The organism is Ancylobacter sp. GW821-FHT10E12 (genome assembly GCF_058809335.1).
Window position 1 is genome coordinate 1 of record NZ_JBXASN010000008.1, and the last position, 22,849, is coordinate 22,849.

The following is a 22,849-nucleotide window of genomic DNA, read 5'->3' on the forward strand; positions in this document are numbered from 1 at the left end:
GCGGGATGCCGGGGGCATCGGCCGGGCGCGGTGCCGGCTCCGGGACCTGTGCCGCAAGCCGGGCCGGCGCGGGCGGAGGAGGCGCGGCGGGGAGAGGTTGGGCGGCAGCGGGCGCTTGCGCGGCAAGTGGCGCTTGCGCGGTGCGCGGGGCCTGCGCCGGGCGCGGAGACGGCCGCGGCACGCCCGCCGTCTGCTCCGGTTCCGGTTCCGGCTCGGCGGCCGGTTCCTCGGGCGCCGTCACGGGCTCGGGTGCCAGCCGGGGGACGGCGGGCTTCGCGACCCAAAGCGGCCGGGCGGCCGGCGCCGGCGCGGCGGGCACGGCTTGCGTGGCGGATTCGGCAGGAGGCTCCCCGGCGGCGGCGGCGTCACCGGCCATCTCCGGCCGGGGCGGCGGCAGCGGCACCGAGGCGGGGGCGGACGCGGTGGCTGCCGGCTTCCCCGCCGGCTTCGATGTGGTTTTGCGGGTGGTCTTGCGCGCCGGTTTGGGCGGCTCGGCGCCCAGCCATTCCCCGATCTGCCGGCTGGCGGACGAGCCGGCGCTGTCGATGGTGGCCTTGAGGTCGGCGGTCTGGGCGGCAAGCGGGGCAGGCACCAGCAATACGCCCGCCAGCAGCACCCCCGCCAGCAGCCCCACCAGCGCGGCGGCACCGGGAATCCCGAGCGGACCGGGGACGCGGCGCGGCGCGGTTGGGAGCGGCGTCGAATTCATGCTATCGGTGCTCCATCGCTCGCGACCGACCGGGGGTCTACACGACGTGAACGCCGTTCGCGCCATTCTGTTCGACAAGGACGGCACTTTGGTCGATTTCGACCGCACCTGGGGTCCGGCGGCAGGCGCGGTGATGGCCCGCCTCGCCGGTGCCGATGCGGCGGCGCTGGGGCGCCTCCACATGGTGAGCCAGTATATACCCGAGCGCCAGATTTTCCTGCAAACCTCGCCGCTGATCGCCGGCTCGTCCAGCCAGTTCGGCCCGCTCTGGGGCGAGGTGCTCGGCCGCGCGGCGGATGCCGCCTTCTTCGACGAAATCGACCGGCTGTTCATGGAGGAGGGGCGCCGGCACCTGGCGCCGCTCGGCCGGCCGGCCGACGATCTCGCGCGGTTGCGCGCCCTCGGCCTGCCGCTCGGCATCGCCACCAATGACAGCGAGCGCAATGCACGCCTCCAGGCTGGCCTGCTCGGCCTCTCGGAGCTGTTCGATGCGGTCTATGGCCATGATTCCGGCTTCGGCTCCAAGCCGGCGCCGGGCATGGTGCACGCTTTCGCGGCGCTGACCGGGGTGCCGGTCGGCGCGATCGCGCTGGTGGGCGACACCCATCACGACCTCGCCACCGCCCGCGCGGCGGGTGCGCTCGCGATCCTGGTGCGCAGCGGGCCGGGGCCGGTGGACGGTTTCGCCGCCGAGGCGGACCTGGTGGTCGACGACGTCGCCGCGCTGGCCGACCTGTTCCTCGAGCCGGTGTGAGGGCGCGATGATCCGCCGCCGGCTCTATGTCGAGGAACGGCTGTCGCGGCTGGCGGTGTGGAGCCTGCGCACCGCGGTGTTCGCGCTGCCGGTGACGCTGATCGGCATCGCCTGCTACGTGACCGAAATCTTCGACCTCACCAGCGCGCTCTATGCCGTGCTCGCCGGCGTGGTGCTGTCCGGGCTGGCGCTGGTGCTGGCGCTCGCCGCCTTCGTGGTGATCTGGAACGAGGGGCTGCGCGGGCTCGGCCGGGTGGTCGGGGCGAGCGCGCTGGCGCTGGCGCTGATCGCCCCCACCGCCGGCCTTGCCGCCTTCGGCGCCCGGATGCCGGCGCTGCACGAGGTGATCACCGACCCGGACGACCCGCCTTCCTTCCTGACGCTGGCCATGGCGCGCTCGCGCGCGGCAAACCCGCTCGGCGATCCCGACCCCGCGGCGGTGGCGGCGCAGGAGGACGCCTATCCGGCGATCCGGCCGATGGACCTCGATTCGACGCCGGACGACGTGTTCGACTCGCTGCTGGTCCTGGTGGCGCGGCGCAAATGGACGCTGATCGACGTGGTGCCGCCGCGCGGCGGCCAGCGCGACGGGCGCATCGAGGCGGTGGCGCGCGGCCTGCCGCTCGGCCTGCGCGACGACATCGTGATCCGGGTGCGGCGCACGCCGGAAGGCACGCGGGTCGACATGCGCTCGCTGACCCGCGATGCCGGGCGCGATTTCGGCTCGAATGCGCGGCGCATCGACGACCTGTTCGCCGAGCTCGCCGAGCGGCAGGGCAAAAGGCGGCGCTGACCGCCGCGCGCCAGGACGCCGGTGCTGCCAAAACCCCGGCGCTTCCACGCCCCCGACGCCGTTCTGGCAGGTCCTTCAGCCGCGGCGCGAATAGAGGCTGCCCAGCATTGGCGGCCCGTCGGCCTCCACCTCGCCGCGGGCGACGAGGTCCTCCAGATGCGCCAGCGTCGACAGGCCGGCGGCAGAGGCGAGGCGCGGGTCGAGCCCGATATAGATCATCCGCACGATGTCCGGGATCCGTGCCGCGCCGCGCGACAGGGCGCGCAGGATCGCGGTCTCGCGCGCCTCGCGATGGCGCAGGTAGCGGGCGACGAAGGCCGGGCCCTGCCGCACCGGGCCGCCATGGCCGGGCAGATAGAGCTGCTCCGGCCGCTCGCCGAGCCGGCGCAGCGAGGCCATGTAGTCGCCCATCGACCCGTCCGGCGGCGCGACGATGGAGGTCGACCATGCCATCACATGGTCGCCGACGAAGACCAACCCCGCCTCCTCCAGCGCGAAGGCCATGTGATTGGCGGTGTGGCCCGGCGTCGCGAGAGCGGTCAGGGCGAAGCCGTCGCCCTCGATGCGCGCCCCGTCCGCCACGAGGCGGTCGGGCCGGAAACCGACGTCGCCGGCATGGTCGAGCGCGTTGGCCTCGCCCGCGTGCAGTGGCCGGGCGGGGCGATGGGGACCTTCGGCGACGGTGGGCGCCCCCGTGGCGGCCTTCAGCGCGTCGAGGGCGCCGGTATGGTCGCGATGGGTATGGGTGACGAGGATATGGCTCACCCGCCGCCCGGCCACCGCCGCCAGCACCGCGCTCACATGGTTTGAATCGTCCGGGCCGGGGTCGAGGATCGCCACCTCGCCGGCGCTGGCGCCGGCGGGATGGCCGATGAGATAGGTGCAGGTGCCGGTGAAGGTGAACGGACCGGGATTGGGCGCCAGCACGCGGGTGACGCCGGGGACGACCTCCTCCGCCACGCCGGGAAGCGCGGCGAAGTCGCGCTCGAAGGGGATGTCGTCGGCCATGTGCGCGCGCCTTGGTCGGTGGGTGCATCCCGCACTAGCCGAGACGGAGGCGGGCGTCGAGGGGCGGCGTGCCCGCTTGCGCGGTTGCCGCTTGTCAGCCATGCCATCGGGGCGGCATTTTTGCCGCGCGGCGGCCCGTGCCGGACGACGGGTCGCGAGGGAAGGGATCGGAATGGACGAGTTGCTGGAAGGTTACCGCCGCTTTCGCGTCACCTCGTGGCCGGAGCGCAAGGCGCTGTTCGAGAAGCTCGCCCGGCGCGGGCAGAGCCCGCAGACGCTGGTGATCGCCTGTTCCGACAGCCGGGTCGACCCCTCGATGATCTTCGACGCCGCGCCGGGCGAGCTCTTCGTGGTGCGCAACGTCGCCAATCTGGTGCCGGCCTATTCGACGCCGGACCACGCGCATCACGGCACCAGCGCCGCCATCGAATTCGCGGTGAAGGTGCTGGAAGTGTCGCAGATCGTGGTGATGGGCCACGCCCTGTGCGGCGGCGCGCAGGCGCTGCTCGACGGCACGCCGGCGGCGGCGCAGGACTTCCTGCCCGACTGGATCCGCATCGCCTCGCCGGCCAGCGACGTCGCCAGGCGGCTGACCGAGGACGAGGGCGAGCGGCGCCGGCTGGTGGAATATGGCTGCGTGCGGCTGTCGCTGAAGAACCTGGAGACGTTTCCCTGGGTGAAGGAACGGCTCGACGACGGCCGGCTGGCGCTGCACGGCGCCTATTTCGCGGTGGCGACCGGGGTGCTGGAGCGGCTGCGGCCGGACGGGACCTTCGGCCCGGCGTGAGCGCGGCCGGCCCGGCGGGGCAGGGTGGCCTCGGCGCGGCCGCTGTTTCGCGACGCTGCCGGTCGCTATACCCGATCACGGCCTGCCGCACAGCGCTCCGGCTGAGTCGCGCGCGGGCCGCCAGAGAGAGCAAGCGAATGTTTGAAGAGCTGGACGGCGTGAAGCTCATCGCCGAGGAAGACAACGTCCTGGCGGCGCAGCGCAAACGGACCGTGGGCTTCGAGCCGATCTCGCGCCGGCTGTGGGCGGACCTCGCCCGCCGCGGCGGCTCCGTCGTCGATGCCGGCGCCTATACCGGCTTCTATTCGATCCTCGCGGCCATGAGCGGCGCGACGCGGGTCCACGCCTTCGAGGCCAATCCCGAGATCGTACCGCGGCTGCTGGCCAACCTGGCGCTCAACGAAGTCGGCGCGGTGACGGTCTACCCGCATGCGCTCACGCGGGCGTCGGGCGGCCGGATCGAGATAAGGGGCAAGGGTGGGCTGACCTCGGCGGGCAGCATCGTCGGGCCGGGCAACGTCATCGGCAGCGCCAGCACGCTGTCGCTCGACGACATCGGCCTTGCCGACCTGTCGGCGATCAAGATCGATGTGGAGAGGGCCGAGCTCGACCTCTTGCGCGGCGCCGAGCGGACGATTCGTCGCTTCAGGCCCCATATCCTGATCGAGCTGCTCGACGATATCGAGCCGGTGGACGGGCTGCTGCGCGACTGGGGCTATTCCGGCGAGAAGACCGATACCAGCATGTACCACTATCGCGCCTGAAGCGACGGCTCGATCGGTGGGCGCGGAGAGGGTGCATGGGGCCACAGCGGCCGTTGCCGGGCTTCGCTGCAGGACGCAAGGCGGGTCGGAAGAGCGCTGCGAATCGATTCGATGAGCGCACGGACATCCAGTCCCCGCTCTGACTTCTTCAGCACCCTGCTAGTCGACGTCGGCCACGTCATTGACCGGGATCTCCTGCCGCAACAGGCCGAGAACCGTGGCGCCCGCGCCTTCCTGGCTCTGGCGCAGCTTTTCCAATGCCTCGTCGAACCCTTCCGCCAGAATTGTCATGAACCGGACCTCGGCCTCGCCGGGGACGATGATGAAAGCGTTCCAGGTCGACATCGACGTGGGCAGTATTCGGGTAACGCTTTCCATAGCAAAACTCTCGCTAAGAGTGTGCTGCATCATATGGCAATCTCCGGTTTAATTGAAAGATGAGTCACTCTCGGCTTCCCGGCCAATGCGCCGCCCACTGGGCGGCTTTTTCATGGCTGAGATCCAGGACGGGGCAGGGCTCGCCCTCGGTGAGGGTCAGGCCGCCGGGCCGCCTCTCGACAACCTGATCGACAGGCTCCAGCCGCCACGGCGATTCACTCGGCATGACCGCCTGCGAGAGCGGGCGACGTCGGCGGCATGAGGGCTTCCAGCGGAGGCGCTGGAGCGCGCCACCGCATCGCTTCTATCGCGATAATTGGGGGGTCGTCTCTGTCGGGCTCGGGAAGCCCTTGGTGCAATTGGTCGGAGTGGCAGGATTTGAACCTGCGACCCCCTCGTCCCGAACGAGGTGCGCTACCAGGCTGCGCTACACTCCGACACGGCGCGAGCCTCTAACACGGGGATGAGCCGGGCCGCAAGGGCGGCCGCGCACTTCTCCGCAAAGCCTGTTGATGACGTCGCCCGCCGGCGCCGCCCGATCCACGCATGAAGGTTGAAAGCCGCGCGTTCCTGTGGCTATGTCCGCGCCCGCATGATCCGTGCCGGCGAGGCGCGGAACGGTGGGGCGTCGCCAAGCGGTAAGGCAGGGGATTTTGATTCCCCCATGCGGAGGTTCGAATCCTCCCGCCCCAGCCATTGCCGTCGCACCCTCGCTGTCGACGGCATGTGCCGGATCGGCATCGATATCGGCATCGATCCTGGCGCGCGGGGCCTGCAAACTCGCCGCTTTGGCGCTAGGCTCCCGCCATGCTCGGTATCCATCACGTCGCGATCATCTGCTCGGACTATGTCCGGTCCCGCCGGTTCTATGCGGAAACGCTGGGGCTTCCGATCCTGCACGAGGCGTTCCGGGAGGAGCGTGCCTCGTGGAAATGCGACCTCGACGCCGGCAATGCGCGGCTGGAGCTGTTCTCCTTCCCGGCACCGCCGCCGCGGCCGGGCCGGCCGGAGGCCTGCGGGCTGCGCCATCTCGCCTTCGCCACCGCCGATCTCGACGCGGAGGTGGAACGGCTGACGCGGCTCGGCGTCGAGGTCGAGCCGATTCGCGTCGATCCCTATACCGACAGGCGGTTCACCTTCTTCGCCGACCCCGACGGGTTGCCGCTGGAACTCTATGAAGAGCCGCCCGGAATGCCGGCATAGGCAGGAACCGGAACCGGAGCTGGGACCGGGGCAGGAGGGGGACCTGGGCCGGCCGCCGATCGCGGCTGGCGGCGGCGGCGGCGGCGTGAGATGGTTCCGCACCTCCGCCATCTCCTCTCTCGGTGTCCCCCATCGTGCGCCTGCATCTCGTCAATCCGAACACCACCGCCTCGATGACCGACAAGATCGCCGCCGCCGCCCGGCGGGTGGCCGGCGAGGGGACGTCGATCCTGCCCGCCACCTCGCAGATGGGGCCCGCCTCCATCGAGGGCTATTACGACGACGCGCTTGCCCTTCCGGGCCTGCTCGACGCGGTGGCGCGGGCGGAGGCCGAGGCGGTCGACGGGCATATCGTCGCCTGTTTCGACGATACCGGCGTCGATGCGGCGCGTTCGCTCGCCGGCGCGCCGGTGATCGGCATCGGCGAGGCCGGGTTCCACATGGCGAGCCTCATCGCCCATCGCTTCAGCGTGGTGACGACATTGTCGCGCTCGGTGCCGGTGATCGAGACCAATCTCGACCGCTACGGGCTGGCGCGCCGCTGCGCGCGGGTGCGCGCCTCCGATGTCGCGGTGCTGGAACTGGAAGACCCGGCCTCGGATGCGCGGGCGCGGATCTCGGCCGAGATCGGCCGCGCGGTGCGCGAGGACCATGCCGAGGCGGTGGTGCTCGGCTGCGCCGGCATGGCCGACCTCGCCCGCGCGCTCGGCGAGGAGCATGGCGTGCCGGTGATCGACGGGGTGGCCTGCGCGGTGGCGCTGATGGAGGGGCTGGTCAGGGTCGGGCTCGCGACCTCCAAGGCCGGCGCCTATGCCCCGCCGCGGCCCAAGGCCTATACCGGCCTGCTCGGCGCCTTCGCCCCGCGCGGCTGAGGCGGGGAGCCGGCGGCCTGGACAAGCGGATCTTCTTCAGCAGATCTTCTTCAAAAGCCGCACCAGCTCGCGGCGCTCTCCCGGCTGCAGCGGCTCCAGCGTGGCGGCGGTGATCTCGGCCGCCACCGCGACGGCGGCCTCGGCGATGGCACGGCCGTGCTCGCTCAGCGCCACGGCGCGGCGGCGGCGGTCCAGCGGGTCGTTGGCGGTGATCACCAGGCTGCGCGCCGCCAGCCGGTCCACCACGCCCTTGATGGTGGCGGCGTCGAGGAAGATCAGCCGGCCGAGGCGGTTCTGCGAGCAGGGGCCGACCTCCCGCAGCTTGGCGAGCGCGGAGAATTGCGGCGCCGTCAGGTGCTCGATCATCCGGCCGGAAAAGATGGCGGTGTGGCGCTGGGTGGCGATGCGCATGAGGAAGCCGACCTGCTCGTCCAGAAGGTAGGTTTCCCCGGCACGATCGCCCGCCGCGTCCGGCTCCGCGCTGCCCTCGCCCATGTTCCGCCCCTGATCACCCGCCGCACCATCTGAGCACAGTCGAGCCGGCGCGCAAATGGATACGGGATCTTTTTTGCCGGACGAATATCGTATCATGATACCGGAATCGGTGCCTGAATAAGGCGATCCCGTGCCAGGGGGAGCCGGAGCCCGCGGCACCGTCAGTCCAGCTCCGCCGCCGCCCGTGCCGCCACCATCGTTCCGCTCCAGCGCCCCTCGCCCTGGTCGATGCGGGTGGCCCGGTCGCACACTTCGGCGCAGAGCTCGACATTCTGCTCCGACAGCAGGATCGAGAGCCCGCCCTGCTTCAGCGTGCGCAAGGCGAGGATCATCTGCTCGACGATGATCGGCGCCACGCCTTCCGAGGGCTCGTCGAGCAGCAGGAGCTCGGGATTGCCGACCAGCGCGCGGGCCACCGACAGCATCTGCTGCTCGCCGCCGGACATCTCGTCGCCGCGGCGCCCGCGCATGGAGGCAAGATTGGGAAACAGCGCGAAGATGCGTTCGGCCGGCCAGCGGTCGGCGCCGTCGCGGCCGGGACGGCGGCCGAGGTCGAGATTCTCCATCACCGTGAGGTCGGTGAAGATGCGGCGGTCCTCGGGCACATAGCCGATCCCCTTGCGGGCGATGCGGTGGGTGGGCAGCGCCGCGAGCTCCTCGCCGGCAAGGGCGAGACGGTGGGCGCGGCGGCGCACCAGCCCCATGATCGCCTTGAGCGTGGTGCTCTTGCCGGCGCCGTTGCGGCCGATCAGCGCCACCGCCTCGCCGCGCCCCACCGTGAGGGAGAGGCCGAACAGCGCCTGCGCCGGGCCGTACCAGGCGTCCAGCGCCTCGATCTGCAGAAGCGGGGCGTCAAGCGGAGCGCCAGGCGGGGTGCTCATGTCGATCCCTCCGCCGTCGGGCGGGCGCGGCCGAGATAGACGGCGCGCACCTGCGGATCGGCGCGTACCTCGTCGACGCTGCCATCGGCGATCAGGCGCCCCCGCGCCAGCACGATCACCCGCGTGGCATGGCCGAACACCACGTCCATCGAATGCTCGGTGAACAGCACGGCGAGGCCGCGGGCCTTCGCGAGATCGCCCACCAGTCCGATCAGGGCGAGGCGCTCATGCGCGCCCATGCCGGCGGTCGGCTCGTCCATCAAGAGGAGGCGCGGGGCGCCGGCGAGCGCGATCGCCAGTTCCAGCCGCTTGACGTCGCCATAGGCGAGGTCGGCCGCCGGCCGATCGGCGAGCGCCGCGAGCCCGGTCTGGGCGAGCAGCGCCAGCGCCGGTTCGCGCGCCTGGCCCTGCTGCCGCCGCCACAGGCCGAAGCTGCGCCCCTGCGCGGCGAGGAGGGCGGTCTCGACATTGGCGGCCACGGTCATCGAGGCGAAGACGGTGGAGATCTGGAACGTGCGGCCGACCCCGAGCCGGGCGATGGCGCGCGGCTGGAGGCCGGTGATCTCGCGGCCTTCGAGGCGCACCGTGCCGGCATCCGGGCGGATCTGGCCGTTGACGAGGTTGAAGCAGGTCGACTTGCCGGCGCCGTTGGGGCCGATCAGCGCCAGCAATTCGCCGGCGCGCACCTCGAAGCTCACCCCGTCGAGCGCGCGCACGCCGCCATAGGACTTTTCGAGCCTTTCGACGCTCAGGACCGGGGCATCCGTCATGACGGCCCCGCGCGCCGGGCAAGGCCGCCGGCGATGCCGCCGGGGAACAGCAGCACCAGGGCGAGGATCAGCGCGCCGAGCAGGGCGCGCCAATATTCGGTCTCGCGCATCACCGTGTCCTGCAGCAGGGTGAAGGCGCCGGCGCCCAGCACCGGCCCGGCGGGACTGGCGAGGCCGCCGAGCAGCACCATCACCAGCGCATCGATGGAGCGGCCGACGGCGAGCGCCTCCGGCGAGATCGAGCCCTTGGCGAAGGCGTAGAGCCCGCCCGCGACGCCGGCGAGCGCCCCGGCCAGCACGAAGGCGAGCCAGCGCACGCGGGCGACGTCGATGCCGGAGGCTTCCGCCCGCAGGCGCGCATCGCGCCCGGCGCGCAGCGCATGGCCGAAGGGAGCGAAGAGAAGGCGGCGGATCAGATAAAGGCCGAGCGCGGCGAGCGCGAGGGCGGCGAGATAGAGCCCGGCGCGGCTCTCGAACGGCCAGCCCGGCCAGATGCCGATCAGCCCGTTGGAGCCGCCGGTGACGTCTTCCCACTGATAGACCACCGACCAGACGATCTGCCCGAAGGCCAGCGTCAGCATGGCGAGATAGACGCCGTCGAGCCGCACGCAGAACCAGCCGAACACGCTCGCCCCCGCCGCGGCGGCGAGCATGCCGACGCAGAGCGCTGGCACCGTCGGCAAGCCGAGCGTACCGGCGGCGAGCGCGGTGCCATAGGCGCCGAGGCCGAAATAGGCGGCGTGGCCGAAGGAGGCCATGCCGCCCGGCCCCATGATGAGATGCAGCGAGGCGGCGAACAGGATCGCCACCAGCATGTCGAGCGCCAGCACCGGCGCATAGGCCCAGGCCTGCGCCAGCAGCGGCACGGCCAGCGCCGCGGCGAGCGCCGCCAGCACGACGGCGCGCCCGATGGAGCCAAGGGGACGCAGCGGTGGCTCCGGCGTCGATCCCCGCGCGGACGCCCCGTGCGGGCGGCCGAACAGGCCCTGCGGGCGGAGGATCAGCACCAGCGCCATGACGAGGAACTCGGCGACCAGCGTCAGCTTCGACATGTTGAGCGCGACGCCGGCGATCTCCACCGTGCCGAGCGCGATGCACAGCGCCTTCACCTGCGCCACCAGCACGGCGGCGACATAGGCGCCGGGGATCGAGCCCATGCCGCCGATCACCACCACCACGAAGGCATCGCCGAGCACGGTGAGGTCGAGGGCGAGATTGGCCGGCTCACGCGCGGTCTGCAGCGCGCCGCCGAGCCCGGCGAGGAAGGCGCCGAGCGCGAACACGGCGGTGAACAGCAGCGCCTCGTTGATGCCGAGCGCGGCGACCATCTCGCGGTCCTGGGTGGCGGCGCGGATCAGCCGGCCGAAGCGGCTGCGCCGCATGAGCAGATAAAGCCCCGCCAGCACCGCCGGCCCGGCAAGGGCGAGGAACAGGTCGTACTGGGGCAGCCGCCGGCCGAGCAGCTCGATCGAGCCCTTCAGCCCCGGCGCGCGCGGGCCGAGCAGGTCCTCCGGCCCCCAGATCCACAGCGCCGCGTCGTTGAGGATCAGCGCCAGCGCGAAGGTGGCGATCAGCTGGTAGAGCTCCGGCGCCCGGTAGATGCGCCGCAGCAGCGCGATCTCGACGAGGGCGCCGAGCAGGCCGATGGCAAGCGCGGCGAGGACGAGGCCGCCCCAGTAGCCGAGCGGGGCGGGCAGCCAGCCGGGCAGATGGCCGGGGAGGTGGTCAGCAAGCGTGGCGGCGAGATAGAGGCCCAGCATGTAGAAGGCGCCATGCGCCATGTTCACGATGCGGGTGACGCCGAAGATGATCGACAGGCCGGCGGCGACGAAGAACAGGCCGGAGGCCGAGGCCAGCCCGTTGATCATCTGGAAGGCCAGTGAATCGAACGTCAACCACGCCTCCTCCAGGTTTCCGCCGCACGTCCCATATCCCGCCGGTCGCCGGGACGTCCTCAGAGCCTGTCTGGAAAGCCACCTTATCGGGCATTCCGGGTACAGGCGGCTGGAGCCTCCTTCGAGGCCCTGCTGCGCAGGGCATCTCAGGATGAGGTTCGTTCTTTGCAGTAAAAAGGTAGGCCGGCCTCGAAGCGCGCAGGCCGCTCACACGGCCCAAAAGCTGAGAGCGCCGACTCTCCAGACCGTCTCGCAGAATCCGGCGCCTTTCGAATCCGCCTTTCACGCGTGGCCCGCGCTTAATCGCGATTCGGCCGGAGCCTCGCCACCTCGGCGTCGGAGGGCAGCACGCTCGCCCCGTCGACATAGACGGGGTCGAGCATCACCCCCTTGCCGTCCTTCACCCCGAGCGTGCCGACAAAGGCGCCCATGGTCGCCTGGTGGTCGCTGGCGCGGTAGACGAACGGGCCGAACGGGCCGGCGACCTCCAGCCCCTTGAACGCCTCGACCAGCTTCTCGGTATCGGCCCCCTCGGCCTTGGCCAGCCCGGACGCGAGCGAGACGATGGCGGTGTAGCCCACCACCGAGCCGAGGCGCGGCGGCTCGCCATATCTGGCCTGATAGGCGTCGAGGAAGGGTTTGTGGGAGGGGATGGCGATGTCGTACCAGGGATAGCCGGTGACCACCCAGCCCTGCGGCGCCTCGTCCTTCAGCGGGTCGAGATATTCCGGCTCGCCGGAGAGCAGGCTGACCACGAAGGTGCCGTCCAGGGTGCCGCGTCCATTGGCCTCGCGCACGAATTTGGCGAGGTCCGGCCCGAACAGCACGTTGAACACCGCGTCCGGCCTGGCGTCGGCGAGCGCCTGCGCCACCGCGCCGGCATCGAGCTTGCCGAGCGGGGTCGCCTGTTCGGCGACGAATTCGACGTCGGGCTGCGCGGCCTTCAGCAGCGCCTTGAAGGTGGCGGCGGCGGACTGGCCGTATTCGTAGTTCGGGTAGACCAGCGCCCAGCGCTGCTTCTTCGCCGCCACCGCCCGCGGCATCAGCATCGCCACCTGCATGTAGGTGGAGGCGCGCAGGCGGAAGGTGTAGCGGTTGCCGTCGGCCCAGGTGATCTTGTCGGTCAGCGGCTCGGCGGCGAGGAAGAACACCTTGCGCTTGTCGGCGAAGCCGGCCACCGCGAGGCCGACATGCGACAGGAAGGTGCCGGTGAGCACGTCCACCTTCTCGCGGGTGACGAGCTCCTCGGCGACGCGCACCGCGTCGCCCGGATTGCCGCCATCGTCGCGGCTGATCAGTTCGAGCGGGCGCCCGTCTATGCCGCCGGCGGCGTTGATCTGCTCGACCGCCAGTTCCATGCCCTTGCGATAGGGCTCCAGGAAGGCCGGCTGGGCCTTGTAGCTGTTGAGCTCGCCGATGCGGATCGGCTCGGCGGCGCCGGCCGGCGACAGCCCGGCGAGGCCAGCCAGCGCCAGCGCGCCGAGGACGACGGCGCGGCGCGACGGAAGCAACGGGGCGGGCAGGCGCATGACGGTCTCCGCATTCGAACGAGGCGTCCGGTTACCGCACAAGTTAGGGCTTGGCCGGCCGTCGTCTACCCCGCGCCGCCGGTGATCGTGTCGCATGCGGCGTCACGGGCCGACCTCGACCTCCGGCTCGCGGGCGGGCTGCTGCGCCGGCTTGGCGCGCCGCGAGGCCAGCAGCGCGCCGCCGATGATGAGCCCGGCGCCGAGCAGCGTCGCCACGCCCGGCACCTCGCCGAAGGCGAAGAAGCCGATGCTGATCGCCCAGATGAAGGCGGTATATTCGAACACGCCGAGCCGGCTGGCATCCGCCCGCTTGTAGGCGGCGGCGAGGCACAGATGCCCGCCGGTGCCGAGCGCGCCGATGAGCAGCATCACCGCGAATTCGCTCCAGTCCGGCGTGGTCCAGACCGCGAGGCCGAGCGGGGCGATGAGCAGCGCCGGGAAGACGTTCTGCAGCAGCACGATGGTGGCGAGAGGGTCGCGCGCGGCCCGGCTCTTCAGCACCACCATCGACAGCGCATAGCTGACGGCGGAGAACAGCGCCGCGACGATGCCGAGCCGGCCGGCCGGCGTCGCGCCGGCGGCGGACAATTCGTGCGAGAGCACCACCAGCACGCCGGCGAAGCCCAGCACCAGGGCGACGAGCACCGCCCGCCCCGGCCGCTCGCCGAGGATGATCCCCGCGAACAGGGCGATGAAGATCGGCGAGGTGAAGGACAGCGCCAGCGTCACCGCGAGCGGCAGCGCCGACAGCGCATAGAAGAAGCTCAGCGCCGTCGCCATCACCACCAGCGAGCGCCAGGCATGCGGGCGCAGCGTCGCCCGGTCCGGCAGGCTGGTGCGCATCGCCTTGAACACCAGGAAGGCCGCGGCGCCGCCGGCGAGATAGCGCATGAACGCCACTTGCGGCGTCGCATGGGTCTCGGCGACGAACTTGATCAGCGCGTCCATGATGGACAGCAGGAAGATGCCGCCGATCGCCAGGGTGGCGGCTCCGGGAGCGGCTCCGACGGAGGCTCGGGCGACGGGGCCGGCGCGTTCGGCTACCGGGCGGGCGAGGGGGCGGGTCATGCGAGGCTCACGCGGCGGATCGCCCCGCCGAGGCGCGCCGGCATGGGGCGCTCCTGCCGGCGAAGGGTCGTCACGGGTGCCGGCGGGCGCGAATCGCGGGCCGGCGCGGGAGCTGCGCAGGCCCTCGCACCGGGTGATTTAGATCAAGTCGCGGCAAAGGTGAATGGCCTTCCGCGCGCCCTCGCAGAGGGTCACGTCGAAGCGAGCCGGAGGCGGTAGGGATATTCGGAGGTGGCGGAGAGGTCGTGCAGTTCGCGCGCGCCGGGCAGGCGCTCGAAGCCCAGGCTCTCGTAGAAGCGATGGGCATCGAGAAAACGGGTGTCGGTCCACAGCCGCAGCTCCGGCGCGAAGCCGGCGCGGGCGAAGCCGAACGCCTCGCCCATCAGCGCCCGGGCGACGCCGCGGCGGCGGGCGGCGCGGGCGACATAGACCTTGGTGATCTCCACCGTGCCGGCGGGCACGTCGTCCCCGCGCATCGGCGCGGCGGCGAGCGAGCCGAGCACGGCGTCGCCCTCCGTCGCCACCCAGATGCGGCCGCCTCTGGCCTCGAAATGACCGGCTATGGCGTCGAGCTCGGGGAATTCGACGGCGCGATCGAAGACGCAGCCGTCATATTCGGCGAAGGCGCCGGCGATCAGGGCGGCGATGGCGTCGCCGTCGGCGTCGCGGGCGGGGCGGATGAGGGGAGCATGCACCGGAAATTCTCTCGACCTGTGGCTCAGTTAACGTCGACGAGGCGACGCGGGCAGACTATGTTGTCATGCCGTCCCTGGCGTAAAGCCCATGCGCCGGGGGTGTATCCCATTCTCGTTAGCGGCCGGGGTTCGCCTGGTCGCTGGTCGTCCGACCGGCATCTGCCCGTCCCGGAGTGCTCGATGAACTTCTCCCGTCGTTTCGTGCGTCTGTCCCTCGTCGCCGCGGTGGCCGCCTTTGTCGCCGCCTGCGCCAGCACCCCGACCCCGCCGCAGCCGGCCATGCCGGCCATGCCGCACTACACCTCGCCGATCGCCGCCCAGCAGCTGGTCGGCAAATGGGGCCTGGCCGCCTTCCACCGGCCGGAGGACGCCGCCCGTACCGAGGCGCAGGCCCGCCAGGGCTGCCGCCAGCCCTATGTGATCACCGCGGGCTCGAATGGCGGCTTCATGATGTATCTCGCCGACCAGACGCAGGCTTCCGAGCTGGTCTCCAAGCAGGTGGCGCCGGGCCCGACCTATATCGGCCTGCCTGAGGAGCCGCCGGGCGGTGAGGGCGACCGCGAGGTGCTGCGCTTCGACGGCCAGGTGCTGGTGATGAAGTGGCTCGATCCCGAGGTGCAGGGCCGCTACGGCACCATGGTGTTCGTGCGCTGTCCGGCCTGATCGCCGGTTCGGCCCGGCGGTATAACCGTATGTTAACCACGGGGAGCGAAACCTAGGGTTCATGGGGTGAAGCGGCCGGGACGCCTGCGCATGAGCGGTTTCGAGACTTGGGACCAGATGTCGGGCGAGAGCCGGGGCGAGACTTCGCGCGGGATCTGGGGTTGCCGGCGGCACGGGAGCGCCCGCTCCCGGCCCTCGCGCCGGGGCGCGGTCCCGGTGCTGGTGGCGATGTCGGCGATCGCGTCGGCGCTCGGCCTCGCCGGGCCGGCACTGGCGCAGAGCGCCGGCATCTACGGCGTCAATGACAGCAATTACGCGGTGTTCTCCTCCTCCGGCGGACGGGCGCCGTCGGGCGGGACCACCTCGTCCTCGCGCAGCTGGGTCGGCGGCGGCTGGCAGCCGGGCGGCAGCAATGTCTATCCCTCCGGCAATGTGATGCCCGGCAATGCCGGTTCCCATGCCGCTTCCTCCTATGCCCCCGCTCCCTCCTATGCCCCCGCGCCGCGCCCCAGCGCGGAGGTCGGCACCAGGCGCACGGCTGCCTCCGGCGCCTATCGCAATGGCGGTTCGGCCGGCGCCATCTATGGCGGCGCCCCGAGCCCGGCCGCGGCCAGGCCCGCCTATGCCACCGCCGGCGCGGGCGACTATTATGAGGACGACACGCCGGGGCCGGTCTACCAGAGCGGCGGCGGCGGCAAGGGCGTCGACACCATGTATAACCGGCAGGTCGTGCCCTACACGACCGTCGATCCGCCGGGCACCGTCATCGTCGATACCGGCGCGCGCTTCCTCTACCTGATCCAGGGCAATGGGCGGGCGCTGCGCTACGGCATCGGCGTCGGCCGCGAGGGCTTTGCGTGGAGCGGCAGCCAGCGGGTGAGCCGCAAGGCGGAATGGCCGAACTGGCATCCGCCGGCGGAGATGATCGCCCGCCGTCCCGACCTGCCGGAGCAGATGGCCGGCGGGCCGGACAACCCGCTCGGTGCCCGCGCGCTCTATCTCGGCGACACGCTCTACCGCATCCACGGCACCAACGAATCCGACAGCATCGGCCAGGCGGTGTCCTCCGGCTGCATCCGCATGCGCAATGACGACGTGATCGACCTCTATAATCGCGTGCGCGTCGGCACGATGGTGCGGGTCATCTGATCGCAGGTGCCGTTCGATCAGGGGCGATATTCCTGCATGGCTCGCCGTCTGGTCGGATAGCGGCGGCTCGGTTATGGTCCCGGCGCGCTTCGCTTCGAGGCGAAGGGTTCGGCGCACCGGATCGGGAGGGCACCATGGCGGCGGCAGGCAACAGCACGCGGAGCGACGCGGCGACCGATCCCGTGGCGGGCGATCTTGCGGTGGCTCCCACCCCGCCGGATTCCGCCGCCGATACCCATTTCGGCTTCCGCACCGTGCCGCTGGGCGAGAAGCAGCGGATGGTGGACGAGGTGTTCCATTCCGTCGCCAAGCGCTACGACGTGATGAACGACCTGATGTCGCTCGGCCTGCACCGGGCGTGGAAGGACCTCTTGGTCTCGCGCATCCGCCCGCCGAAGAGCGACCGGCCGTTCCGCCTTCTGGACATTGCCGGCGGCACCGGCGACGTGTCGTTCCGCACCGTGGAGGCCGGCGGCGTCGGCACGCGCGCGGTGGTCGCCGACATCAATGGCGGCATGCTGGGCGTCGGGCGCGAGCGCGCCATTGCCATGGGGATGGCCGACAAGGTGGAGTTCGTCGAGGCCAATGCCGAGGAACTGCCGTTCCCGGACCGTTCCTTCGACGCCACCTCCATCGCCTTCGGCATCCGCAACGTGCCCCGCATGGACAAGGCGCTCGCCGAGATGCGCCGGGTGCTGAAGCCGGGCGGGCGCTGCCTCATACTGGAATTCTCGCGCGTCGACGTGCCGGGGCTGGACGCGATCTACGACACCTATTCGTTCAAGGCGATCCCGCCGATGGGGCGCCTGGTGACCGGCGATGCCGAGTCCTACCGCTACCTCGTCGAATCGATCCGCCGCTTCCCGGCGCCGGAGCTGTTCGCCGAGATGATGCGCGCCGCCGGGCTGAAGCGCGTCGCCTGGACGCCGCTGACCGGCGGCATCGTCGCGCTGCACAGCGCCGTGAGGATCTGAACGCGCCGTGGCAACCTTCCCTGGAGACGCGCTGCGGCTCATCCGCGCCGGCTATGTGATGGCGCGCGAGGGCGTGCTCGCCCGCGTCGACCCCGACATCCTGCCGCCCGGCACCGCGCCGCTGTTCAAGCTGTCGCGGCTGATCGAGCGGCGCGGCAGCCGCTCCACCGCCGCCGCGCTCGGCGCCGCGCTGTCGCGGCTGGGGCCGTCCTATGTGAAGCTCGGCCAGTTCCTCGCCACCCGGCCGGACGTGGTCGGGCCGCAGATGGCGCGCGACCTCGAGGTGCTGCAGGACCGCATGCCAGCCTTCCCGCAGGCGGTGGCCGAGGAGGCCGTCGCCCGCACGCTCGACCGGCCGGTGGCGAAGCTCTACGCGTCGCTCGGCCCGCCGATCGCCGCCGCCTCGATCGCGCAGGTGCACAAGGCCGAGACGCGCGAGGCCGACGGCACCTCCCGCCGCGTCGCGGTGAAGGTGCTGCGCCCGGACGTGCAGGCGCGCTTCCGCGCCGACCTCTCCTCCTTCTACCGGGTGGCGCGGATCGGCGAGAAGGCCTCGCCGGAGGGGCGCCGGCTGCGGCTGGTCGCTATCGTCGATACGCTCGCCCGCTCGGTGGCGATGGAGATGGACCTCAGGCTGGAGGCCGCCGCGCTCTCCGAGCTGGCGCAGAACACCGAGGCCGAGCCCGATTTCCGCGTGCCGTCGGTCGACTGGGACCGCACCGGGCGCGAGGTGCTGACCACCGAGTGGATCGACGGCATCAAGCTGAACGACCTCGACGGGCTGCGCGCGGCGGGGCACGACCTGCCCGAGCTCGGGCGCATCCTGATGCAGTCCTTCCTGCGCCACGCGCTGCGCGACGGCTTCTTCCACGCCGACATGCATCCGGGCAACCTGTTCGTCGACCCCGAGGGACGGCTGGTGGCGGTGGATTGCGGCATCATGGGCCGGCTGGGGGTGAAGGAACGGCGCTTCCTCGCCGAAATCCTCTACGGCTTCATCACCCGCAACTGGATCCGCACGGCGGAAGTGCATTTCGAGGCCGGCTACGTGCCGGCGCATCATTCGGTGGAGGATTTCGCGCAGGCGATCCGCGCCATCGGCGAGCCGATCCATTCGCGCAGCGCCAGCGAGATCTCCATGGCCAAGCTGCTGACGCTGCTGTTCGAGGTGACGTCGCTGTTCGACATGAAGACGCGCCCCGAGCTGCTGCTGCTGCAGAAGACCATGGTGGTGGTGGAGGGCGTCGCCCGCACGCTCGACCCGCAGCTCAACATGTGGCGCACCGCCGAGCCGGTGGTGCGCACATGGATCGAGCGCAATCTCGGGCCGGCCGGCAAGCTGGAGGAGGCCGCCGTCGGGCTCGGCGCGGTGGCGCGCGGGCTGCAGGCGCTGCCGGAGCTGCTGGAGCACGGCCAGCGCATCGCCAGCCAGCTCGACCGCTCGACCCGCGACGGGCTGGCGCTGGCGCCGGAGACGGTGGAGGCGATCGGCCGGGCGGAAGGGCGCGGCAATCGCGGGCTGACCTGGGCGCTGTGGGCGATCGCCGCGCTGCTGGCGGCGCATCTGCTGTTCTGAGCGCGAGCGCCGCGTGAGCCTCATCCATAATGAGCGCACGAAACTGTCTGCGACCTACCTGAACGGCATCGCCATCGCGGTGATGGCCGTCGGCGGGCTTGGCCCGGTGGTCTCGGTCCTGAACGGGGCTTCGGTACCCGCCTTCGGGATCGCCGCCGTCAGCGTGATTTGCCTGGCGGGCAGCATCGCCCTACATTTCCTTGCGAGACGTCTCCTCGGGAGCCTTGAGCCATGACAACCGCGGATTTCCTGCTGCTGCTGATCATGCCGGTCGGCGCCCTTGTCGTCGGCGGCATCGTCTATCTCGTCGCCTCGCGCGGCCACCATCCCCACGCCGGCCCGGCCGAGTGATCGCCTCTGGGCCGCGCCGTCGCGCTGCGCTATACGCCACGCAGGCAATGGACGCAGGCAAACCGCATGCTCGCAGGCAAGACGGTTCTTCTCATCATCGGCGGCGGCATCGCCGCCTATAAGGGCCTCGATCTCATCCGCCGGCTGAAGGAGCGCGGCGCGCGGGTGCGCGTGGTCATGACCGCCGGCGCCCAGCAATTCGTCACCCCGCTCGCCGCCGGGGCGCTGTCGCACGAGCCGGTGTTCACCGAGCTGTTCGACCGCGCCGCCGAGCAGGATATCGGCCATATCCGCCTCGCCCGCGAGGCCGACCTGGTGCTGGTGGCGCCCGCCACCGCCGACCGCATGGCGAAGATGGCGAGTGGCATCGCCGACGATCTCGCCGGCGCGGTGCTGCTGGCCACGAAGACCAGGGTGCTGCTCGCCCCGGCGATGAACCCGGCCATGTGGGCGCATCCGGCGACCCGCCGCAATGTCGCGACGCTGAAGGCCGACGGCATCGCCTTCGTCGGTCCCGCGGCCGGGGCGATGGCCGAGCGCGGCGAGGAAGGCCTCGGGCGCATGGCCGAGCCGGCCGAGATCACCGAGGCCGCCGCGGCGCTGCTGGCCGCCGGCGGCGCGTATGACGAGCGGCAGGTATGTGCCGGGCGGCAGGTCCTTGCCGGGCGGCACCTGCTGGTCACCTCCGGCCCGACGCATGAGCCGATCGACCCGGTGCGCTACATCGCCAACCGCTCTTCCGGCAAGCAGGGCCACGCCATCGCCGCCGCCGCCGCCGCCGCCGGGGCGCGGGTGACGCTGATCTCCGGCCCGGTGAACCTGCCCGTCCCGCCGGGCGTCGATATTCGCCCCGTGGAGACGGCGCGCGAGATGCTGGCGGCGGTGGAGGCGGCGCTGCCGGCCGATGCCGCGATCTTCGCCGCGGCGGTGGCCGACTGGCGCGCGGCGAGCGAGGCCGGGCAGAAGCTAAAGAAGGACGGCAACGCCATCCCGCCGCTGATGCTCGCCGAGAATCCCGACATCCTCGCCAGCGTGGCGCAGCGCGCCGAGGGGCGCCCGCGCCTCGTCATCGGTTTCGCGGCGGAGACGCAGAACGTCGTCGCCCATGCTCAGGCCAAGCTTGCCCGCAAGCGCTGCGACTGGATCCTCGCCAACGACGTGTCGCAGGAGGGTGGCAGCCAGAGCGGCATTCCCGGCGGGGTGATGGGCGCCGACAGCAACAAGGTCCATCTCGTCAGCGCCGAGGGCGTCGAGCACTGGCCGACCGCCTCCAAGGCCGAGGTGGCGGCGCGGCTGGTCGCGCGCATCGCCCAGGCTCTCGCCCAGGCTCCCGCCCAGACTCCCGCCGGGGCGGCGCCGGACCCGCAGGAGACCGCTTCTTGACCATCGAGCTTCCCGTCCGCCTGCTGCCGCATGGCGAGGGCCTGCCGCTGCCGGCCTATGCCACCGCCGGCGCCGCCGGGCTCGACCTCATGGCCGCGGTGCCGGAGGACGCGCCGCTGGTGCTCGCCCCGCTCGCCCGTGCCGCGGTGCCGACCGGCCTGTGCCTCGCCGTACCGGCGGGCTTCGAGGCGCAGGTGCGGCCGCGCTCGGGCCTCGCGCTGAAGAACGGCGTCACCGTGCTCAACGCGCCCGGAACCGTCGATTCCGACTATCGCGGCGAGGTGAAGGTGCTGTTGGTCAATCTCGGCGAATCACCCTTCGCGGTGACGCGCGGCATGCGCATCGCCCAGATGGTGGTGGCCCCCGTGACACAGGCGAACCTCGTATTGGTCCGTGATTTGGAAGAAACAACGCGCGGCAGCGGTGGATTTGGCTCGACAGGGCTCGACGGCGGGCAAATATCGCGGTAGCCAAGAGCCATGCCGCGTCTGTCCGACAAAAGCCTGCTGGCCATCGCCGCCGTCGTCGACGTCGCCCTGTATGCGCGGGGCACGCCGGTGGCTGCCAAGGCGCTCGCCGCCCGTCACGAACTGCCGCCGCGGCATCTGGAGCCGGTGCTGCAGTCGCTGGTGCATGCCGGGGTGCTCAAGGGCGTGCGCGGGCCGCGCGGCGGCTACGAGCTGGCCCGCGAGCGCCGGCGCATCACCGTCGCCGAGATCGTGCGGGTGGTGGAGGCGGAGGCCGGCGACGCGCTCGACAATCTGCCGACCATCGTCCGCGACGTGATCCAGCCGGCGGTCGGCGAGGCCGAGCACGCCTTCGAGGCGGCGCTGGACGGGGTGACGGTCGAGGACCTCTGCCGCAGCTCGGCGCAGAGCGAGGACCGCCGCGGCGTGCCGGAAGGCATCGATTTTACAATTTAATTGTGTTTAATTCCGGTTTCTCGACAGTCTGACGTGAATATGCTAGGCCTCGGCTCAACAATTGGCGCCCAGGCTGATTCTCTCAGGGCGGGTGCCGCGAAAACTTCTCACCGGAGGCTCCCATGGCCCAGCCCGCCCTTCAGCCGGCCGCCCCTGCGGCCAAGTCCCCTGCGCCCGAGTCGACTGCGCCCAAGTCCGCCGCGGCCAAATCCCCCACGGCCCGGCCCGGCCGCGGCCGCGTCTATTCCTCGATCACCGACACGGTCGGCGACACGCCGCTGGTCGAGTTGCACCGGCTGCCGGCGCAGCGCGGGGTGAAGGCGCGCATCCTCGCCAAGCTCGAATTCTTCAATCCGCTTTCCAGCGTGAAGGACCGCATCGGCCTGTCGATGATCGAGGCGATGGAAGAGGCGGGGGTGCTGAAGCCCACCACTGTGCTGGTGGAGCCGACCTCCGGCAATACCGGCATCGCGCTCGCCTTCGTGGCGGCCGCGCGCGGCTACCGGCTGATGCTGGTGATGCCGGAATCGATGTCGGTGGAGCGGCGCAAGATGCTGGCGCTGCTCGGCGCCGAGCTGGTGCTGACCCCCGGCGCGCAGGGCATGCGCGGCGCGGTCGCCAAGGCCGAGGAACTGGTGCAGGAACTGCCGGACGCCATCATCCCGCAGCAGTTCCGCAACCCGGCCAACCCGGCGGCGCATCGCACCTTCACGGCGGAGGAGATCTGGAACGATACCGACGGCGAGGTCGACGTGGTGGTCTCCGGCGTCGGCACCGGCGGCACCATCACCGGCATCGGCCAGGTGCTCAAGCCGCGCAAGCCGGGCCTGAAGATGATCGCGGTGGAGCCGGAAGACAGCCCGGTGCTCTCCGGCGGCCAGCCCGGCCCGCACAAGATCCAGGGCATCGGCGCCGGCTTCGTGCCGGAAGTGCTCGACCGCTCGGTGATCGACGAGGTGGTGACGGTCGGCAACCAGACCGCGTTCGAGACGGCGCGGGCGGTGGCGCGGCTGGAGGGCATGCCGGTCGGCATCTCCTCCGGCGCCGCGATCGCCGCGGCGCTGGAGATCGGCGCGCGGCCGGACATGGCGGGAAAGACCATCGTGGTGATCATTCCGTCCTTCGCCGAACGCTATCTATCCACTGCCCTGTTCGAAGGGTTGTGAAGCTTCCGCCGTCCGGCCATTCCAGAGCGAGTCCCGCTTCGCTAAAGTCGCACTGATTCGGCA

24 protein-coding genes, 2 tRNA genes and 1 pseudogene are annotated in these 22,849 nt (G+C 71.4%); 16 read left to right on the forward strand and 11 right to left on the reverse strand.

Going from position 1 to position 22,849, the window contains the following annotated elements; genetic code table 11:
* Positions 1–709: pseudogene (locus AC1RU4_RS12145) on the reverse strand (hypothetical protein); the annotation flags it as partial.
* Between the two features lie 46 nt (positions 710–755).
* Between AC1RU4_RS12145 and AC1RU4_RS12150 the strand changes: the two are divergent.
* On the forward strand, positions 756–1,463 hold the full coding sequence (locus AC1RU4_RS12150) for an HAD family hydrolase (RefSeq protein ID WP_492891357.1): 708 nt from the start codon (positions 756–758) through the stop codon (positions 1,461–1,463).
* 7 nt (positions 1,464–1,470) lie between these two features.
* The gene (locus AC1RU4_RS12155; protein ID WP_492891358.1) at positions 1,471–2,256 is read left to right on the forward strand and encodes a DUF1499 domain-containing protein; all 786 of its coding nucleotides are present in this window, start codon (positions 1,471–1,473) and stop codon (positions 2,254–2,256) included.
* A gap of 75 nt (positions 2,257–2,331) precedes the next feature.
* On the opposite strand, the gene AC1RU4_RS12160 is transcribed toward AC1RU4_RS12155, so the two are convergent.
* Positions 2,332–3,264, reverse strand: a complete 933-nt coding sequence (locus AC1RU4_RS12160) for an MBL fold metallo-hydrolase (RefSeq protein WP_492891359.1) — start codon at positions 3,262–3,264, stop codon at positions 2,332–2,334.
* A gap of 172 nt (positions 3,265–3,436) precedes the next feature.
* Between AC1RU4_RS12160 and AC1RU4_RS12165 the strand changes: the two genes are divergently transcribed.
* The gene (locus AC1RU4_RS12165; protein WP_492891360.1) at positions 3,437–4,051 is read left to right on the forward strand and encodes a carbonic anhydrase; all 615 of its coding nucleotides are present in this window, start codon (positions 3,437–3,439) and stop codon (positions 4,049–4,051) included.
* 137 nt (positions 4,052–4,188) lie between these two features.
* On the forward strand, positions 4,189–4,815 hold the full coding sequence (locus AC1RU4_RS12170) for an FkbM family methyltransferase (protein ID WP_492891361.1): 627 nt from the start codon (positions 4,189–4,191) through the stop codon (positions 4,813–4,815).
* A 159-nt stretch (positions 4,816–4,974) separates the two neighbouring features.
* Here the strand turns inward: AC1RU4_RS12170 and AC1RU4_RS12175 are convergent, their stop codons facing one another.
* Positions 4,975–5,226 carry a hypothetical protein gene (locus tag AC1RU4_RS12175; RefSeq protein WP_492891362.1) on the reverse strand — a complete coding sequence of 84 codons (252 nt, stop codon included), beginning with the start codon at positions 5,224–5,226 and terminating at the stop codon, positions 4,975–4,977.
* Positions 5,227–5,553: 327 nt separating this feature from the next.
* Positions 5,554–5,630, reverse strand: a tRNA-Pro gene (locus AC1RU4_RS12180).
* A 184-nt stretch (positions 5,631–5,814) separates the two neighbouring features.
* On the opposite strand from AC1RU4_RS12180, the gene AC1RU4_RS12185 reads away from it, so the two are divergent.
* From AC1RU4_RS12185 to AC1RU4_RS12195, 3 genes are all read left to right on the forward strand, one after another.
* Positions 5,815–5,889: transfer RNA gene (locus AC1RU4_RS12185), tRNA-Gln, on the forward strand.
* A gap of 111 nt (positions 5,890–6,000) precedes the next feature.
* On the forward strand, positions 6,001–6,396 hold the full coding sequence (gene gloA2 / locus AC1RU4_RS12190; RefSeq protein WP_492891363.1) for an SMU1112c/YaeR family gloxylase I-like metalloprotein: 396 nt from the start codon (positions 6,001–6,003) through the stop codon (positions 6,394–6,396).
* Positions 6,397–6,530: 134 nt separating this feature from the next.
* Complete coding sequence (locus AC1RU4_RS12195) at positions 6,531–7,268, forward strand: aspartate/glutamate racemase family protein (RefSeq protein ID WP_492891364.1); 738 nt, start codon at positions 6,531–6,533, stop codon at positions 7,266–7,268.
* Positions 7,269–7,304: 36 nt separating this feature from the next.
* Here AC1RU4_RS12195 and AC1RU4_RS12200 read toward each other — a convergent pair whose 3' ends face one another.
* From AC1RU4_RS12200 to AC1RU4_RS12230, 7 genes are all read right to left on the reverse strand, one after another.
* Complete coding sequence (locus AC1RU4_RS12200) at positions 7,305–7,763, reverse strand: MarR family winged helix-turn-helix transcriptional regulator (protein WP_492891365.1); 459 nt, start codon at positions 7,761–7,763, stop codon at positions 7,305–7,307.
* A gap of 161 nt (positions 7,764–7,924) precedes the next feature.
* The gene (locus tag AC1RU4_RS12205) at positions 7,925–8,644 is read right to left on the reverse strand and encodes an ABC transporter ATP-binding protein (protein WP_492891366.1); all 720 of its coding nucleotides are present in this window, start codon (positions 8,642–8,644) and stop codon (positions 7,925–7,927) included.
* Positions 8,641–9,414 (reverse strand): ABC transporter ATP-binding protein, encoded by a 774-nt coding sequence (locus AC1RU4_RS12210; RefSeq protein WP_492891367.1) that lies wholly within the window; start codon positions 9,412–9,414, stop codon positions 8,641–8,643. The genes AC1RU4_RS12205 and AC1RU4_RS12210 overlap by 4 nt, the downstream gene beginning before the upstream one ends.
* Positions 9,411–11,309: an ABC transporter permease gene (locus tag AC1RU4_RS12215; protein ID WP_492891368.1), complete on the reverse strand. Its 1,899-nt coding sequence runs from the start codon at positions 11,307–11,309 to the stop codon at positions 9,411–9,413. The genes AC1RU4_RS12210 and AC1RU4_RS12215 overlap by 4 nt, the downstream gene beginning before the upstream one ends.
* Before the next feature lie 299 nt (positions 11,310–11,608).
* Complete coding sequence (locus tag AC1RU4_RS12220; RefSeq protein ID WP_492891369.1) at positions 11,609–12,838, reverse strand: ABC transporter substrate-binding protein; 1,230 nt, start codon at positions 12,836–12,838, stop codon at positions 11,609–11,611.
* Between the two features lie 102 nt (positions 12,839–12,940).
* Positions 12,941–13,906, reverse strand: a complete 966-nt coding sequence (locus tag AC1RU4_RS12225; protein WP_492891370.1) for a DMT family transporter — start codon at positions 13,904–13,906, stop codon at positions 12,941–12,943.
* 191 nt (positions 13,907–14,097) lie between these two features.
* On the reverse strand, positions 14,098–14,601 hold the full coding sequence (locus AC1RU4_RS12230) for a GNAT family N-acetyltransferase (protein WP_492891371.1): 504 nt from the start codon (positions 14,599–14,601) through the stop codon (positions 14,098–14,100).
* 180 nt (positions 14,602–14,781) lie between these two features.
* Between AC1RU4_RS12230 and AC1RU4_RS12235 the strand changes: the two genes are divergently transcribed.
* From AC1RU4_RS12235 to cysK, 9 genes are all read left to right on the forward strand, one after another.
* Positions 14,782–15,264, forward strand: a complete 483-nt coding sequence (locus AC1RU4_RS12235) for a hypothetical protein (protein ID WP_492891372.1) — start codon at positions 14,782–14,784, stop codon at positions 15,262–15,264.
* Between the two features lie 90 nt (positions 15,265–15,354).
* Complete coding sequence (locus AC1RU4_RS12240) at positions 15,355–16,413, forward strand: L,D-transpeptidase (RefSeq protein ID WP_492891373.1); 1,059 nt, start codon at positions 15,355–15,357, stop codon at positions 16,411–16,413.
* 134 nt (positions 16,414–16,547) lie between these two features.
* Positions 16,548–17,387 carry a bifunctional demethylmenaquinone methyltransferase/2-methoxy-6-polyprenyl-1,4-benzoquinol methylase UbiE gene (gene ubiE, locus AC1RU4_RS12245; protein WP_492891374.1) on the forward strand — a complete coding sequence of 280 codons (840 nt, stop codon included), beginning with the start codon at positions 16,548–16,550 and terminating at the stop codon, positions 17,385–17,387.
* Positions 17,388–17,394: 7 nt separating this feature from the next.
* Positions 17,395–18,963: a 2-polyprenylphenol 6-hydroxylase gene (gene ubiB / locus AC1RU4_RS12250; RefSeq protein ID WP_492891375.1), complete on the forward strand. Its 1,569-nt coding sequence runs from the start codon at positions 17,395–17,397 to the stop codon at positions 18,961–18,963.
* Positions 18,964–18,976: 13 nt separating this feature from the next.
* The gene (locus AC1RU4_RS12255; RefSeq protein ID WP_492891376.1) at positions 18,977–19,198 is read left to right on the forward strand and encodes an amino acid transporter; all 222 of its coding nucleotides are present in this window, start codon (positions 18,977–18,979) and stop codon (positions 19,196–19,198) included.
* Positions 19,199–19,380: 182 nt separating this feature from the next.
* On the forward strand, positions 19,381–20,697 hold the full coding sequence (gene coaBC, locus AC1RU4_RS12260; protein WP_492891377.1) for a bifunctional phosphopantothenoylcysteine decarboxylase/phosphopantothenate--cysteine ligase CoaBC: 1,317 nt from the start codon (positions 19,381–19,383) through the stop codon (positions 20,695–20,697).
* Complete coding sequence (gene dut / locus AC1RU4_RS12265; protein ID WP_492891378.1) at positions 20,694–21,167, forward strand: dUTP diphosphatase; 474 nt, start codon at positions 20,694–20,696, stop codon at positions 21,165–21,167. Before coaBC ends, dut begins: the two co-directional genes overlap by 4 nt.
* A gap of 9 nt (positions 21,168–21,176) precedes the next feature.
* Complete coding sequence (locus AC1RU4_RS12270; RefSeq protein ID WP_492891379.1) at positions 21,177–21,620, forward strand: RrF2 family transcriptional regulator; 444 nt, start codon at positions 21,177–21,179, stop codon at positions 21,618–21,620.
* A 122-nt stretch (positions 21,621–21,742) separates the two neighbouring features.
* Positions 21,743–22,786, forward strand: coding sequence for a cysteine synthase A (cysK, locus tag AC1RU4_RS12275; protein WP_492891380.1), 1,044 nt, complete (start codon positions 21,743–21,745; stop codon positions 22,784–22,786).
* Positions 22,787–22,849 lie beyond the last annotated feature (63 nt).